15 protein-coding genes are annotated in these 14,612 nt (G+C 48.3%); 6 read left to right on the plus strand and 9 right to left on the minus strand.

Annotated features, from left to right (window positions below; translation table 11 throughout):
* Positions 1-668: 668 nt before the first annotated feature.
* Both ric and moaA read right to left on the minus strand, forming a co-directional pair.
* Positions 669-1,385: an iron-sulfur cluster repair di-iron protein gene (gene ric / locus L6H65_RS14060; protein ID WP_236343175.1), complete on the minus strand. Its 717-nt coding sequence runs from the start codon at positions 1,383-1,385 to the stop codon at positions 669-671.
* An 85-nt stretch (positions 1,386-1,470) separates the two neighbouring features.
* Entirely contained in the window at positions 1,471-2,475 is a 1,005-nt protein-coding gene (gene moaA, locus L6H65_RS14065; RefSeq protein ID WP_236343176.1) for a GTP 3',8-cyclase MoaA, read from the minus strand.
* A 282-nt stretch (positions 2,476-2,757) separates the two neighbouring features.
* Here moaA and L6H65_RS14070 point away from each other — a divergent pair, with 282 nt between their 5' ends.
* Genes L6H65_RS14070 through L6H65_RS14090 form a run of 5 tightly spaced genes read left to right on the plus strand, consistent with a single transcriptional unit; the run spans position 2,758 to position 5,540 of the window.
* Positions 2,758-2,991, plus strand: a complete 234-nt coding sequence (locus L6H65_RS14070; protein WP_236343177.1) for a DUF2249 domain-containing protein — start codon at positions 2,758-2,760, stop codon at positions 2,989-2,991.
* A gap of 20 nt (positions 2,992-3,011) precedes the next feature.
* Positions 3,012-3,335 (plus strand): hypothetical protein, encoded by a 324-nt coding sequence (locus tag L6H65_RS14075; protein ID WP_236343179.1) that lies wholly within the window; start codon positions 3,012-3,014, stop codon positions 3,333-3,335.
* Positions 3,336-3,362: 27 nt separating this feature from the next.
* The gene (locus L6H65_RS14080) at positions 3,363-3,959 is read left to right on the plus strand and encodes a DUF2249 domain-containing protein (RefSeq protein ID WP_236343181.1); all 597 of its coding nucleotides are present in this window, start codon (positions 3,363-3,365) and stop codon (positions 3,957-3,959) included.
* 13 nt (positions 3,960-3,972) lie between these two features.
* Positions 3,973-5,205: a hypothetical protein gene (locus tag L6H65_RS14085; protein WP_236343189.1), complete on the plus strand. Its 1,233-nt coding sequence runs from the start codon at positions 3,973-3,975 to the stop codon at positions 5,203-5,205.
* A 35-nt stretch (positions 5,206-5,240) separates the two neighbouring features.
* Positions 5,241-5,540 (plus strand): metal-sulfur cluster assembly factor, encoded by a 300-nt coding sequence (locus L6H65_RS14090; protein WP_236343190.1) that lies wholly within the window; start codon positions 5,241-5,243, stop codon positions 5,538-5,540.
* A gap of 93 nt (positions 5,541-5,633) precedes the next feature.
* On the opposite strand, the gene L6H65_RS14095 is transcribed toward L6H65_RS14090, so the two are convergent.
* Both L6H65_RS14095 and L6H65_RS14100 read right to left on the minus strand, forming a co-directional pair.
* The gene (locus L6H65_RS14095; protein ID WP_236343192.1) at positions 5,634-6,119 is read right to left on the minus strand and encodes an HPP family protein; all 486 of its coding nucleotides are present in this window, start codon (positions 6,117-6,119) and stop codon (positions 5,634-5,636) included.
* 241 nt (positions 6,120-6,360) lie between these two features.
* The gene (locus tag L6H65_RS14100; RefSeq protein ID WP_236343193.1) at positions 6,361-7,068 is read right to left on the minus strand and encodes a FadR/GntR family transcriptional regulator; all 708 of its coding nucleotides are present in this window, start codon (positions 7,066-7,068) and stop codon (positions 6,361-6,363) included.
* A gap of 132 nt (positions 7,069-7,200) precedes the next feature.
* Here L6H65_RS14100 and L6H65_RS14105 point away from each other — a divergent pair, with 132 nt between their 5' ends.
* Entirely contained in the window at positions 7,201-8,433 is a 1,233-nt protein-coding gene (locus L6H65_RS14105; RefSeq protein WP_236343195.1) for an MFS transporter, read from the plus strand.
* Between the two features lie 139 nt (positions 8,434-8,572).
* Here L6H65_RS14105 and L6H65_RS14110 read toward each other — a convergent pair whose 3' ends face one another.
* From L6H65_RS14110 to L6H65_RS14130, 5 genes are all read right to left on the minus strand, one after another.
* Positions 8,573-10,042, minus strand: a complete 1,470-nt coding sequence (locus L6H65_RS14110; RefSeq protein ID WP_236343201.1) for a glycogen synthase — start codon at positions 10,040-10,042, stop codon at positions 8,573-8,575.
* Positions 10,043-10,088: 46 nt separating this feature from the next.
* Positions 10,089-11,237, minus strand: coding sequence for a sugar ABC transporter substrate-binding protein (locus L6H65_RS14115; protein ID WP_236343204.1), 1,149 nt, complete (start codon positions 11,235-11,237; stop codon positions 10,089-10,091).
* A gap of 257 nt (positions 11,238-11,494) precedes the next feature.
* Positions 11,495-12,109: a YqaA family protein gene (locus L6H65_RS14120; protein WP_236343206.1), complete on the minus strand. Its 615-nt coding sequence runs from the start codon at positions 12,107-12,109 to the stop codon at positions 11,495-11,497.
* A 184-nt stretch (positions 12,110-12,293) separates the two neighbouring features.
* Positions 12,294-13,223 (minus strand): LacI family DNA-binding transcriptional regulator, encoded by a 930-nt coding sequence (locus L6H65_RS14125; protein WP_236343208.1) that lies wholly within the window; start codon positions 13,221-13,223, stop codon positions 12,294-12,296.
* A 162-nt stretch (positions 13,224-13,385) separates the two neighbouring features.
* Positions 13,386-14,567, minus strand: coding sequence for an FAD-dependent monooxygenase (locus L6H65_RS14130; protein WP_236343214.1), 1,182 nt, complete (start codon positions 14,565-14,567; stop codon positions 13,386-13,388).
* Positions 14,568-14,612: the final 45 nt, after the last annotated feature.

Genomic DNA, 14,612 nt, shown 5'->3' on the forward strand with positions numbered 1-14,612 from the left:
ACAACCGGATCCGCATCCATTCGACGATCGGTTATCTTACCCCGCATCAATGCGAGAAAAGGTACTACGAGCAACACCAGGGCGCTTAGTTTCTGTGTCTACTTTCTTGACAGAGGTACAGAAAACCCTTCGACTATCTCCATAAGGCGGAAATACCGCTTTACAGCACGAAAAAGCGGCGCGAGGCGCTCTGTAAAGCTGAAAAACCCTCTTACAGACGACAAAGCATCGCAGAAAGCCCTTCGACTATCTCTATAAGGTGGGATATCGCGCTACAGCACGGAAAAGCGGCGCGAGGATCGCTGGATACTTGTGTTGCAAGCGATGGCTGATGCGAACCCTCGCCAGCTGAAAACGCCCCTGTGGACTATCTTAACAGCGAGGATAGTTGCAAAATGCAACGTTGGAGCATCAGCAGGTATACGTGCGGAATGCCCTTTCGCACCGCGCGCTAAGCTCCCAACTTGCCGAGTCGCGATGCATGATGGCGGTTGTTCACTGCGGCATGCAGGAACTGCCGCTGCCATCACGCATCGCCTCACCTGTTGGGAGCTGCGCAAGAGGTGCAGACACTTTCTCAACAGCCTGATTGCAGAGGCTGCATTGTTCTTCATTTCAACCGCGATGTGACCGCTTCGCAAGCTCTCCGGCTAACAATGCCGCGCCTGTCACTTGCTTAACGCCTCTATGCGAGGAAAAAGAATGTTGTTTTCCAGATGGATATGCTGGAACATATCCGATTCCAAGTCGATCAGCTTCTGAAAGGTCAGCTGATACGTTCTGCACGCTTCAGGCGGCAGCGCATAATCGCTCGTCAGCTCTCTTATATCTCTCAGCGCGTCTCCAACCTCGCTATGATCCGATTCCAGCTCATATAAACCCTTTAATACCTGCTCATTGCGAGCTGCCTCTGGCTGTTCAGCATATTGCTGCAGCAGTGGGAACAGCTCCTCCTCTTCAGCCGCCAAATGCTGCTCCAGTTCGGCCTTCATTTGATGAAACTTTTTATGCAGATCAGTCAGCACTGTGCCCTGTGTTGGTCCATGCACGCGCAATATCTTCGTTATAAACTCACTCAGCAGCGGCAGCTCTTCCTTCAAATAAGCATGATGCGCGTTAACGATATGGTGGATAAGCTGCGGTACTGGCACTTCCCGCCAATCCTTCTCGGCATTGATCCCATGATTGATCATCGCATCATAGCTGTCATTCAAGCGGCGAATAATGCCCGCTTCATCCAGGCCCTTCTGCCCAATAACCGATAACAAGGTGCGGTCACCGCCGCAGCAAAAGTCGATCTGCGCTTCCTTGAACAGATTGCTTGCTCCTGGAAACTCGGCTACGATATCACCAATTTTTTCTCGACCGTCATAACGTTTCTCCATCTCTGAACCATCCTCTCTATACGGAACTGACCCCAGTATAAATCGTTCACCGGCCGTCCATTGTGATAGAGATCACCATTTCCGATTATCCCCCAATTTGCGACATGCGCCGGATGGTTGGAGATTGGGTTTGCTGTTGTCCTGCAAGCGCTTTGGCCATCTCATGCGTTTCAGGCTTAGCGCCCAGCGCCTTCAGGAAGATGGCCGCAATAGCTGACGGGTTCCCGATATGCTTGCGGACATTATATTCATCTGACCAGTATAAGCAGGGCTTAATGCTGCCGTCTGCGGTCAACCGCAGCCTGTTGCAGCTGCTGCAGAAGTGATCGCTGACAGGATGAATCAGCCCGAAAGTTCCGGCTGCTCCATCGAATTGGTAGCTCTGCGCCGGACCATTGCCGTACACCTCTCCGCAGGGCCTGTAATCCAGCCCCATTCTGCTGCATCTCTCCAATACATAATCAAGCGGCAAATATGCAGCGCGCCAGCTGCTGTCCGCATGCCCAATCGGCATATATTCAATAAATCGAACTTGAATGGACTCCTTCAGCGTCATACGCAAGAAGTCATCCACCTCGTCGTCATTGATTCCCTTCATCAACACCATATTCAGCTTGATCGGATGAAAGCCCGCACGCTGACTCGCACGCAGACCAGCCAGCACCTTGCTGACATCGCCGCCTCGCGTGATCATCGCGAATCTGTCCGCCCTTAGAGAATCGAGACTTATATTAACCCTGGTCAGCCCCGCTGCTTTCAACCTGTCAGCGAATGGAGCCAAGTATATGCCATTGGTCGTCAGTGCTATATCCTCGATTCCAGGAATCGCTGACAGCATGGAGATCAGCCGATCCAATCCTTTTCTAACGAGCGGCTCTCCTCCCGTTATTCGAAGCTTCTTGATGCCAAGCCCGGCTGCAGCTTGTACAATTTCAGTAATTTCTTCATAGGAAAGAATTCGGCTGTCTGGCTCGAAGCTCAATCCTTCCTCCGGCATGCAATACACACAGCGTAGATTGCAGCGATCCGTTACGGCTATACGCAAATAATTATGCACTCTTCCATGGGCATCAACGAGCTGTGCAGCCAATGCAATCCACCTCCTCCACATTCTCGTACGAGCAACACAAGTTATTGTACCGGCAGCATCTGACCGCTGTTTGATAGCGATCTCATTGATCATGATCTTATACTGCGACGCCAGACTCCTTCAGTGATCTAGATCACACTCCCCTTCGGAGAGCCGATAGATCACCGTAGTCACAAAGAGGAATAAAAGATTTCCACCTGTGATAGAGGTCACAAAGTGCCCTCGTCCGCTGCACTATAATCAAATCAGAAAGGCCATTCAAATATCAGGAGGAATGCAATCATGAGTTCATACACTGCAACCGTTAATGCCACTGAATATCCGCCGCATCTGAAGCACAAGGTCATATTCGAAACCTTCGGCAAGCTGCAATCATCCGAAGCGATGCTCCTTATTAATGATCATGATCCCGTGCCGCTTCGTTTCCAGTTCGATGCGATGTATCCGGGACAATACGTTTGGGAGTATATTCAGCAAGGTCCTGTCGCATTCCAGGTCAGAATTGGAAAATTATAAGAGTATAGGAGCTGGCGCCAATGGCTGGCATCACTATTGTCGATGAACGCACAATCAAGATTAAAGTAACGCTGGAGGACGCCATATCGATGATTCGGGAGTCTTCCCATCATCTGGATGAATATGCCGCCGAGATCGTCACGATCTATGAGAAAATGCCTCAATTTCAATACATTTATTTTTGCTTCTATGCCTATGATAGCGCAAGGCTGTTCGAGCATATGCTCGGGATCGATCCCAAGCAGTATACATCCTTTTCTCTGGATGCCCCTGATGCTTTCTTCTTCGCGCTATATGGCGGCATGGCCGGGCTGTATGAGGAAGCCAAGAGAAGGATTTCATAGGATTCATAGGAAGGAGGACGATACGATATGGAACGACAGCATGCGAAAATCATTGAGCTGGATGTCAGGCCTCATCTTCGCAATAAGCTGGAGCCCTTCCAGCTTATTATGGAAACCGTCAAGAAGCTCGAAGCCGATGATATCTTCGTGCTGCATGCAACCTTCAAGCCTTCCCCTCTGCTCGGAATGCTGAAGCTGCGCGGATTTGCTGGTCAATCCGTACAGAGTGGCAAGGAGCATTGGATCACAACCTTCGTAAGCAAAAAGAATAAGCGCTGGCTTCATGAGACGGTCGATGACGACACGTGGAGCGATGCTCCAGTAGAGGCTTCCGCTGAAGAAGCTTCCTCAGAAGAGGATGCTTCTTCTGATATTTCGACAACAGCAACAGCGAATACAAGCCCTCTTCTCATCGAATTGGATAATCGCGGCCTGGAGCCGCCTCAGCCGATGATTCGGACGCTGGCTGCCTTGGAGCGGATTCATCCTGAAGGCGAGGTTGTCATTCATAATGATCGGGTTCCGGTATTTCTCATCGAGGAATTGAACAGTCTGGGCTGCGCCTATTCAGTTGAGGAACAGCCGGATGGTACGGCAAAGGTGAGCATACGAAAAAAAACATAAGGAGGCGAGCGTTATGTCACGTCTCCCCTTTTTCTTTATCATAACGGGGATGATTGGTTTCGTACTGTTTCACGGTGCGTCCCTGCTTACAGTTTCAGGCTGGCTCGGCGAGAGCGTTCGCGGCCCTTCAGGCTGGTTTCATATCCATTTGTTTGTGCTCGGCTGGGCTACCATGCTTGCAATGGGCGCCGTCTACCAGCTCATCAATGTCATTCTGCAGTCAAAGCTGTACAGTGAACGGCTCGGCTATGCTCATTATGTCTGTTTTACAGTTGGTCTCACTGGGCTGCTCTACGGTTTTCTGCAAGGCGAGGTGTATTATATCGCTCTGTTTGCCACATTAGCTATGGTTGGAATATTGCTTTTCGCTTGGAATATGGCTGTCACCCTGAAACGCGCCGCTCAATGGAATGCGATTACGATCAGCGCGGCCTGTGCAGTGCTGTACCTGGTGCTTACTGCGATCAGCGGCATGATCATGGGGATTAACTTTGCAACCGGCTTCTGGGGCGCCTATCATGAGCAGATCTTCCATGCCCACATCTGGCTCGGCACTATCGGCTGGTTTGGACTGCTCATAACAGGCTTCAGCTACAAGATGCTCCCGATGTTTTATTTGGCTCATCATTACCCCGTCCGGCTGCAAACCATCTCTATGCTGCTCTGGAATGCTGCTGTCCTCTTCGGAACGATTTCATTCCTGTCAGGGGGAGGCAGATGGCCGCAATGGTCCACCCTGCTCCTGCTTGCTCTGGCAATTATTATTTACAATATACATCTGCTTCAGATCATCCGATTTCGCAACAAACGCAATCCCGGGTTCGGAATCAGATGGTCGGTTTATGGCAGTCAAACGTTTGCTGCTGTAGTCATTATCGCACTGCTGTACACATTAGCGGCTCCGCAGCAGCTTTTTCAAGCCGAGTTCGTCCTCATTGCCGGATGGATCTATCTCGGCGGCTGGGTGTCCTTCACTATTCTCGGCTATGCGTCCAAGATCGTTCCTTTCCTCTGGTGGACGCATAAGTACGGCAAGCTTGTCGGCAAACCAGGCACACCGATCATGTCCGCACTGCTCAATGAGAAGCAAGTGAATATTGGTTTAGCAGCCATTGCGGGCTCCAGCCTCCTGCTGTTGTCAGGGCTGCTCTGGCAATCACAGCTCGTCTTCATGCTTGCAAGCTCCGCATACTCGTTGTGCTGCATCGCTTACATCTCAAGAATCGGTCTTGTGTTCACACGGTAATCTAATAAGCCATCATATGGGGGAGGTCTTCACAGATGGAGAATAATGAACAAATACTGAATGTGCTGCGTCAGGTCTATGACCCCGAGCTCGGAGTCAATATTGTTGATCTTGGACTTATCTATGACGTTCGGGAGGAACCGGAAAAAATCTATGTACAGATGACGCTGACAACACCTGGCTGCCCGCTGCATGATACGATAATAGGCGGTGTTCGAACCATACTGCTGGATCAGACGGGCAAAAGCGAGGTCGAGGTGGATGTCGTTTGGGAACCCCAATGGACACCGGAGCGGATGTCGAAGGCTGCCAAAGACTATTTGGCCTATTTTTAAGCCGATGATGATCATAGTGGACCAACTAAAAAACAAACAGGCGCCAGCTCTGAGCCAGCGCCTGTTTGCTTATAATGGATAATGCCGATTACACTACCCCTCCTGCTGCGATTCTACTGCTTTGCCGCGCAATAGCCCCATGTTCAAGGAGCCTTTGCTCAAGCCTTCGAATTTTGCGATCATCCATAAAGGCAGAAGAAGACCAAGCAAAGAAACGATAACAGCGACTGGCAATGTCCACATGGAAACCGGGTGGGCAAAGTATGGAATGAGCGACACCGCAAGAATGGGAGCCGCATTCCATTTAAAATATTGAATAAGCGAAATCGTCACTATGGCGGTAGCAAAAAAGGATACTGCCCCACTATCGATCAAATAGAATAGATTGCCGATTGTAACCGCGATAATCGCCCCAATAATGATACGTTTAATGTCATTAAACTTGTCCATTCGCTGCAGGAACAAAAAGCTGAATGCTCCCAGCGTAGGATAGAATACCATTTCGAGGGAAGGAAAATGGCTCGAAGCCCAATACGCTACCATCAAGTAGCTGCATATAATGACAGATCGCAAATGCATATTGTGATTTACCTATCCTTTTGCAAATGATTTCTAGCATCTCTTACAATTAGCGCTGTTCTATCGCTGTTCGCTAGACACTTCGCATTGTACTATAATCACTTTGCATGCCACAAATAAGAACTATTGATACAAAGGATAGTATTTATTTATGTCAGATTGTGTGACATGATCGTGTTGTGAAGCCGCTCGGATAGAAATTTTATCGGCTCAATCTATATCTTATCGGCGTGTTGCTTACTTATGATCTCTCCGCTTCATGCTGAGGCCATAATTCATCGACACTGCTTTTTAATCCGTCGATCAGCAATTGTACTGCTTTGCCGGCCTCCTCCGGATTCTGCGCTATAATAGCTTCTATCAGGTCCTGGTGATTGTCGCGGGGCAGATGATTCGCGAAGCTCTTCGTCAGGAAAGCTGTATTAGATTCCTGCAGCGCCTCGGTAATATGCGCATACAAATCAAACAGCATCCGATTCCCTGAAGATTCCACGATAGCTTGGTGCAATTGAATGTCAAAGACAACGAACTGTTCAATATCATCAGCCTCGGCATAGTAATTGCATCTCTCCTGACAGTACTTGAACCGTGCTATATCCGCTTCTGTCCGCCGCTCAGCGGACAATCTTGCAGCCTCCAGCTCAAGCGCATGGCGCACCTCCAGCGTATCAAGCAGGCTGGACCGCTGCACACGCCGTTGAATGGCGACACCCAGCGTACTGCTGGAGCATACATAAGTGCCATCGCCTTGCTTTGTATATAATACGCCAGCATGACATAGCGCTTTTATTCCCTCGCGCAGTGTATTGCGGCTAACGTTAAGCTCTGCAACAAGCTCCGGCTCAGCAGGTATTTTTTTGCCCACAGGCCATTTGCCAGATTCAATTAAGGCTTCAATTTGCAGGATGACTTGGTCTACAAGCGTTAAGCGTGTAGTCTTTTTTAACATGGCAGAACAAACCCCCAAACATAGGATGATTGGATCTTTAGTTGACTATTACATCATATCTATTTTATAGTGAAAAGTAAAATCAGGATCGGCGGCAGCGATCACAGCAAAGGAAGTGCAGACAATTACGCTATGAATACCAAAGCAGCAGTTGGCCAAACAGCCTCAACAATCGTTCCGACTACCGTATTCCCTATCCTTTTTGCAATTAGTATCGTCCATCTGCTGAACGATACGATGCAGTCAACCGTATCTGCGCTCTTCCCTATTCTGAAGGCTGAATTAAACCTCACCTACAGCCAGATAGGCATGATCGCGCTCGCGATGAATTTGACCGCATCGGTGCTCCAGCCTCTTATAGGACGCTATGCGGACATAAGGCCCATGCCATCGATTCTTCCGATCGGTGTCTGCTTTACGCTCGCCGGTGTCGTATCGCTTGCTCTCGCACCGAATTATGCCACTATATTGCTTGCTGTCATTGCAATAGGCGTAGGTTCAGCGATCTTCCATCCGGAATCATCCCGTGTCGCGTATCTAGCCGCGGGGTCCAGACGCGGGCTTGCGCAATCGATCTTCCAGGTCGGCGGCAACATCGGCAGCTCGCTCGGACCGATCATGACTGCCGTCATATTCGTTCATCTCGGGCAATTCGGCGTCATCTGGTTTGCCTTCGCAGCATTTGCTGCAATTGCCATTCAAGTCTATGTAGCGCGGTGGTACAGTGATCAGCGTCTGCTGCCAAGGCACACTGCCAAGCCGCGCGGCTCAGCCGGCGGCAAAGCCAGCGGGCTTACACAGCGGCAAGTTTTGTGGGCTGTGATCATTCTCGTCTTTTTAGTTATTTCGAAGAATGTCTACATGGCCAGTATAACAAGCTATTATACCTTTTATTTAATTAACGATTACGGGGTTACTGTTAGTCATGCCCAGTGGTTTCTGTTCGCATTTCTTGCAGCAGCAGCAGCCGGCACATTTTTGGGCGGACCTATGACAGACCGCTTTGGACGCCGCAATATCATTTGGTTCTCCATTCTGGGAACAGCCCCCTTCTCGATTCTGCTGCCTTATGCGAATTTGTTCTGGACGGGTGTGCTGGCTGTATTGGCCGGTTTCATATTGTCGTCTGCGTTCTCTATCATCGTTGTCTACGCCCAGGAATTAATGCCGGGCAAGATCGGACTTGTCTCCGGTCTGTTCTTCGGCCTCGCCTTCGGCGTCGGCGGTCTTGGTTCAGCCCTGCTCGGCTGGATTGCAGATGCAACCGACATTGCTTTCATCATGAAGGTCTGCGCCTTCCTCCCATTGCTCGGCATCCTCGCAGTGCTGCTGCCTAAAGACGAGCGGTTAAGGGAACAGCAATAACGGCACTAACAATAGAGAAGTCCCATAAGGGGAAAGCGAAACGGGACAGTCCCCGAAATGACAATAATAAAGCATCCAAAACCATTTTTTAAAGTGGAGTTGGATGCTTCTTTAATAGAGCGACATAACTATTATTATGTTAACAAATGACTCTTCCATTTCCGATATTTGCCGTATTCTTATAGAGCTCTATATACGACTTGGTCGAATTCTCCCAGCCTACAGGCAGCGTCATCACACGCTCTACCAGCTTCTGCCACTCTTCCTTCCGGTGATATACCTCAATTGCTTTGCGTATGGCATCAAGCATGACCCATTGGCTTGCGTATTTGAACGTAAATCCGGTCCCCTCGCCCGTCTGCGGGTTATAATGCTGAACAGTATCCCGAAGACCGCCTGTTTCACGAATAATGGGGACAGTCCCATACCGCATGCCGATCAGCTGGCTAATTCCGCAAGCCTCGGTATAGGAAGGCATCAGGAATAAATCAGCTCCTGCATAGGTTTTGTACGCCATATTGTCGCTGTATCCCGAATAATACATATTGTCAGGAAAGGACTTCTGCATATTATTGAACAAATAATCGTAATAAGGAATCCCGTCTCCAATGACAACAAACTGAAGATCCTCCTTGAGCAGCTCGTGAAAGGATTTCTCGATCAGATAGAGCCCTTTCGTAATTTCCAGTCTGGAAATTACCGCTACAATCGGCACATCCGCCCTTACAGGCAGGCCGAAGGTCTCCTGCAGCCTTCTCTTATTCTCTGCTTTCCCCCGCAATTGTCTGGCATCATAATTCGCGAACAGTCTCGGATCCACTGCTGGATTATTCTCGTCCAGATCAATTCCATTCAATATGCCATGCAGATTTCTTCTCCGCTTGAATAAGGACTCTGTCAATGGCTCGATATTCATCGGCGATATCTTGCTAATCTCCTTCGCATAGCTTGGACTGACCGTACTTACAACATCTGCAAGCAAGATGCCTACCTTCATGCAATTGACCTGATCGTAATAATCCAGCCCGTTCTCTACGAAATAATCCCAATCCAGGCCAAGCAGCCGCTTCGTATTATTCTTGTTGAAGACCCCTTGATACAGCAAGGCATGGATCGTGAAGATCGATTTCATGGAGCGGTAGAATTCCCGGCTTCTATACTGCGTCTTTAAGAAGAACGGAACGAATCCCGTCAGCCAATCATTGCAATGCACAATATCCGGCTTAAATCCGAGTAATGGCAGCGACTCCAATACAGCCTTGCAGAAGAAAACGAATCTCTCCATCTCATCGTCATAATCATAAATGCGGTCCCGATCGAAATAATAAGGATTATTAACGAAGTAAATCATATTGTCATTATGGGAAATGTATTCTACATCGCACTGAAAGGTTTTCCCCGCAAATTCGATATCAAAGGTGGCAGCAAGCTGCAGCCGATGACCGTACTTCTCTTCAATCCCTTTAAACTTAGGCATCATAATTCTGCAATCATAGCCTTGCGATCGGAGAGACTTGGGCAAGAAGGAAGATACATCAGCAAGTCCGCCAGTCTTGGCAAAAGGGAATACCTCGGTTGAAACAAATAATATCGTCGGTTGATTCTTCATGTACATTCAGCCCTTCCTCGTAATTGACCCCCTTCACGATTCTTATTTATTTAACAGCATTAATGATCATTTCTTCTCTCTGTACAATCGCATCATATGCAGACTCGGCCTGCCCTTTCTGAAGAACATCTAGTCCAGCGCCAATCGATGCCCATATCGCAATCATATTCGGATGGATCGGCATCGTACGGCTATGGTCCAGCAGCGACAGAATGGCTTGTTTATTAGGCGAGCCCTGCGCTAAGAGATTGCGTTGTACGTTTCCGTTACTAGGGATGCGCTGTACAAGCTCTGCCCACTTCATCTGGCATTCCTCGCTCAGCATAAACTGGGTAAAGGAAAGAATGGATTCCCGATCCTCAGATTCAAGAGAATCATTCGGATAGATCAGTCCGATAGAAGAATGAAACGGGACAGACGGCTTGCCCCCAATATCCGGCAGCTTCGCGACTCCCAGCTTTTGGCCAAGGTTTCTGTCCAAGTAATTGAAGATCCATTCTCCGCAAATAATTGCGCCGAGCTCCCCGGCAATAAATTGCTCCAGCAGAGCTGTAGGTCCATCCAGATTGGCCAGTACGCCTTGCTCAATCCGGCTTTTGACGAATTGCAGCGCATCTCTCATACTCTCATTCACGAGATCCGCCTTCCCATCCTTGAGCGGCCAACCGCCAAATGCGGTAAAAAACGGCATGAACCAATAGGATTGGCTCATATCGCCGCCTATAGGCTTAATTCCCCTCTGCTTGAGCGATTCAGACAACTGCTCAATTTCTTCCCATGATGCAGGGGGCTGTGCATAAATGTCCTTGTTATAATAAAGAACGAGATGATTGCCTGTCAGTATAGGTACGCCGTATGCTGTACCCTCCATCGTCATCGACAGTCGCATATTCTCCCCAAGCTCAGAGGCAAACAATTCAACAGGAGCTTCCGATAAAAGCGCACGATCCTTAAAAACGACCATATCTGCAGGGACAAAAGCCATATGCGGTCCTTTTCCAGTATGCTCGATGTCCACTAACCGATCTCCCAGCTCTTGAATGCTCATAACCTCAGAGATAATATGAACGCCGTAACGCTCACTGTATAAACGGCAAATCTCCTCCAGTACCTCAATAGATGTATCACCTGGTCCGTCAAACTCATGCCACACAACAAGCTCTTTCTTATTCTCGGTTTCTCTCTCTTCTCTCATTTCTCTCTAGCCTCCTATGCCATATTTCTGAGCTGTTTCCGACAACAACGACTGTAGGTACGCATGTCATGACCGTTAAGCTCGTAGGTTGTTATCTCCCCCCTCCCGGAATGCGCACAAATGTTTGTGCGGATATGGGAAAAATATATCATGATGAAGATGCCGATGTAAAGAAATGGCTCGTTTTATGTAATGGCAGCCAAAAAAAGCTGTCCGCAGATGCATGCTCTGCTGACAGCTTTATAGAATGAATATGATTATTCGGATGGTGTTTGATCCAGCGCGACTGAATTATTTGCATCCGCGTCCTGCTTCTTCTTCCCAAACTTTCTTTTGAGGAAGAGGCCGATAAGCAGAATTGGAACACCGATAAGAAAGATGTACATCGTAACCTCATGAACCATGCCTTTTGCCGCTCTGCCATAATAGTAGAACAGTGCGCCGATAGCATAGAACTTAATTGCTCTTCCAATAGCAGCATATACGATCAGCTTCCACAACGGAAAGGCAAGTGAACCGGATAGAATCGTAAACACTTTGAATGGAATCGGCGTGAATGATCCGATAAGAATCGCGGCTTCACCATTTTTCTGAAATAAGTTCGTAGCGGAATCTATCCATTTTTTCTTCAGAAATCGGTAGAGGATAGACTTTCCTAGCAGCTTGCCAATATAATAGCCAATCGGAGTGCCTAGCAGACAGCCGATAAAACCTACGGTTGCAAGCCATAGTGCTGAAGAAGGAGTCATAACGCTCAATGAAACCTGTGTGAAGAATGCAGGCACTGGAAAAATGATTGCATCCGCAAATGAGTGGATAAATAACCCCCACAATCCAAAATCTTCAAGAAAGTCTATTATGTTTTGAACCATTGGCGCAAACCCCTTCTAGTCAAACTAAACTTCATCTCTCTATTGTAGGACATTTTGGCTCAAACTCCAAATAGACTTATGTCGGTCATTCATACTGGACCATAGTCGAGACCTATTTCACATCATTTAGGCATATTGTACCATGCAAAAAAACGAATCCTTAGTATTATAGCATTAATTACATTTATTCTTCTACCAATTGCGTTGGAATCCAGATCATTTTTTCTGTTTCATGTTCATATTGGGCCTTTAAATGCATGTTCATTATTTCAAAAGCTCTTTCGGCCTTTCCTTCAAAAACAACCTTGGAAGCGCCGACTGGAACGACATGCGGGCAATCTGCTGTGCAAATAACGGCAAGCCGCTCAGCTTTTATATGCTTTGCAGCCATGGCTGCAATAAATTCATTAATGATAATCCCTTTTCCAGTTGTATGCTCGCTCAGAAAACGGGTTACTCCCGCTTCACTCTCTGCAACATGAATATGCTGCTTCTCCAAACCGCAGGAGCTGCTGATGAGCTGCATGAATTCATCATTGTTATAATTATCTGTTATTAAGAATGATAGGTTGCCGCCGGACAAATCTTTGGCCTGAGCGATAGCTTGAGGGAGATTCGGTACGATTTTGTGGAACAGGTCGTCGTCGATCAGGCTATCGATAATGACTGCGGGCACACCAACGGTGAAATGCTCGGCAATTTGGTAAAAAGCTTTCGTCCGAACACCCGCCATGTATACCCCATCCAAATTCCTCTCCAATATAATATGCAGCCGGGGGTCTTCCTGATCAATTGTCGAAACAAGCAGATGATAGCCCTGCTCCGACCAGAGCTTCTCCAGCCTGCTTAAGAAAGAAGCGTAGCTGAAGGGCCTCCATTCATCCCCTTTGCTGCCCGATGAGATAAGCAGGCCGATTAAGCCAGTCTTACTCTTTACTAACGATCTCGCCGCCAGATTCGGTACATAATGCAAACGCTGCGCAGCCTCCTGCACCATTCGGCGCGTTTCCTCCGGAATCGTCTGGTTCTTCACATTGTTAAGCACGTAGCTGACGGTAGCAACCGACAAATTAGTCTCTTTGGCAATATCTTTCATCGTAATTTTCTTCATCATGTCTCTTCTCCGGTTCTCCGCAGAATGCTAGCCAAGTATGATCATATCCCGTTCTGCCTGCCTATCTTCCATCTGACAGCCAGAATGAAGCAATACTTGATTCTATCATAAATTCGTACTGAGATGAAAATCATATTGATAACATAAATAATATTATGTTAACTATTTTCTTGCAACAGCATCGTAGCCATTCAACCAATCAAATTGTGCGACCTTCAAAGAGGCAGGCATGAGACGAAGCAGCATATTGCGTATGTAGATGGCAGCAGCATTTTCCATCTGGACTACTCTTCCCATTCTCCTGGACTGGCGGACTACACGGCTCGTTCGCGGTATTCGCAGCTGCTCGTAGCTGCGGATACCAGCAGCCACTGAAGAGTCTCGGAGACAGCTGGCCAGAATGACTGCATCCTCCATCGCCTGTGCACCTCCCTGCCCAAGATTGGGAAGCATTGGATGCGCCGCATCGCCCAATAAGACAACCCGTCCGTCGCTCCATCTGCGCAGCGGCTTACGATCATATATATCATGTGCCAGAATAGCCGCAGAATCGGTCGCAGCGATAACAGCTTCAATCGGGTTATACCAACCTTGGAAATGGCGCAAGGCTGCAGCCTTCCGATTCGTCGTTCGCTCAGCCTCTCCTTCAGGCGAATTAATGGCCGCGAACCAGAAAACCTGCCCTTGTCCCAAATGTGAGAAACCAAACCTTTTGCCGCTGCCCCAAGCTTCGAAACCTCCGCCCTTCTCCATGGAATAGCGGCTGTCGGAGAAGCTTGCAATTCCCCGCAAAGCAGTAAATCCACTATAATTACGATTCTCTGAGCCGAACATCAGCTCTCGAACAGTTGAATTCACACCGTCAGCACCAATCAGAATGTCAGCTTGCTCTTCAGTTCCATCCTCATACATGACGGTCACAGCAGCCTCACTCTGTTCATAAGCGATCAGCTTCTTATTAAATTGAACGCCACCTTGGTTCGAATGGTTTAGCCTGTCGCAAAGGATATTCTGAAGCGCAGCTCGATGGATGAGACAGCTTGCATGTCCATACCGCTTCTCTTGCAAATCGGTTGGAAGATCAACGATGAGCCTGCCGTCCCAGGCTCTAATTTCTGCCTTTCCGACTTTAGTCCCGGACTGGAGCACGACTTCAGCCGCTCCAAGATGCTGCAATACCTTCCATGCATTTGCTGAAAGCACGATTCCTGCGCCTAATTGGGCTAATTCATCTCTTTTATCCCCAATGACAACATGCCAGCCCTGCCTCTGCAGCGCAATTGCGGTACACAGCCCGCCAATGCCTGCACCTGCGATTACTGCCTTTCGATTTCCTGTCTGCATATTTCTGCACCTCCTTGCGTTTGCCTATGAACAACTATTATGCCA

Source organism: Paenibacillus plantiphilus (assembly GCF_927798095.1).
Classification (GTDB): domain Bacteria; phylum Bacillota; class Bacilli; order Paenibacillales; family Paenibacillaceae; genus Paenibacillus_Z; species Paenibacillus_Z plantiphilus.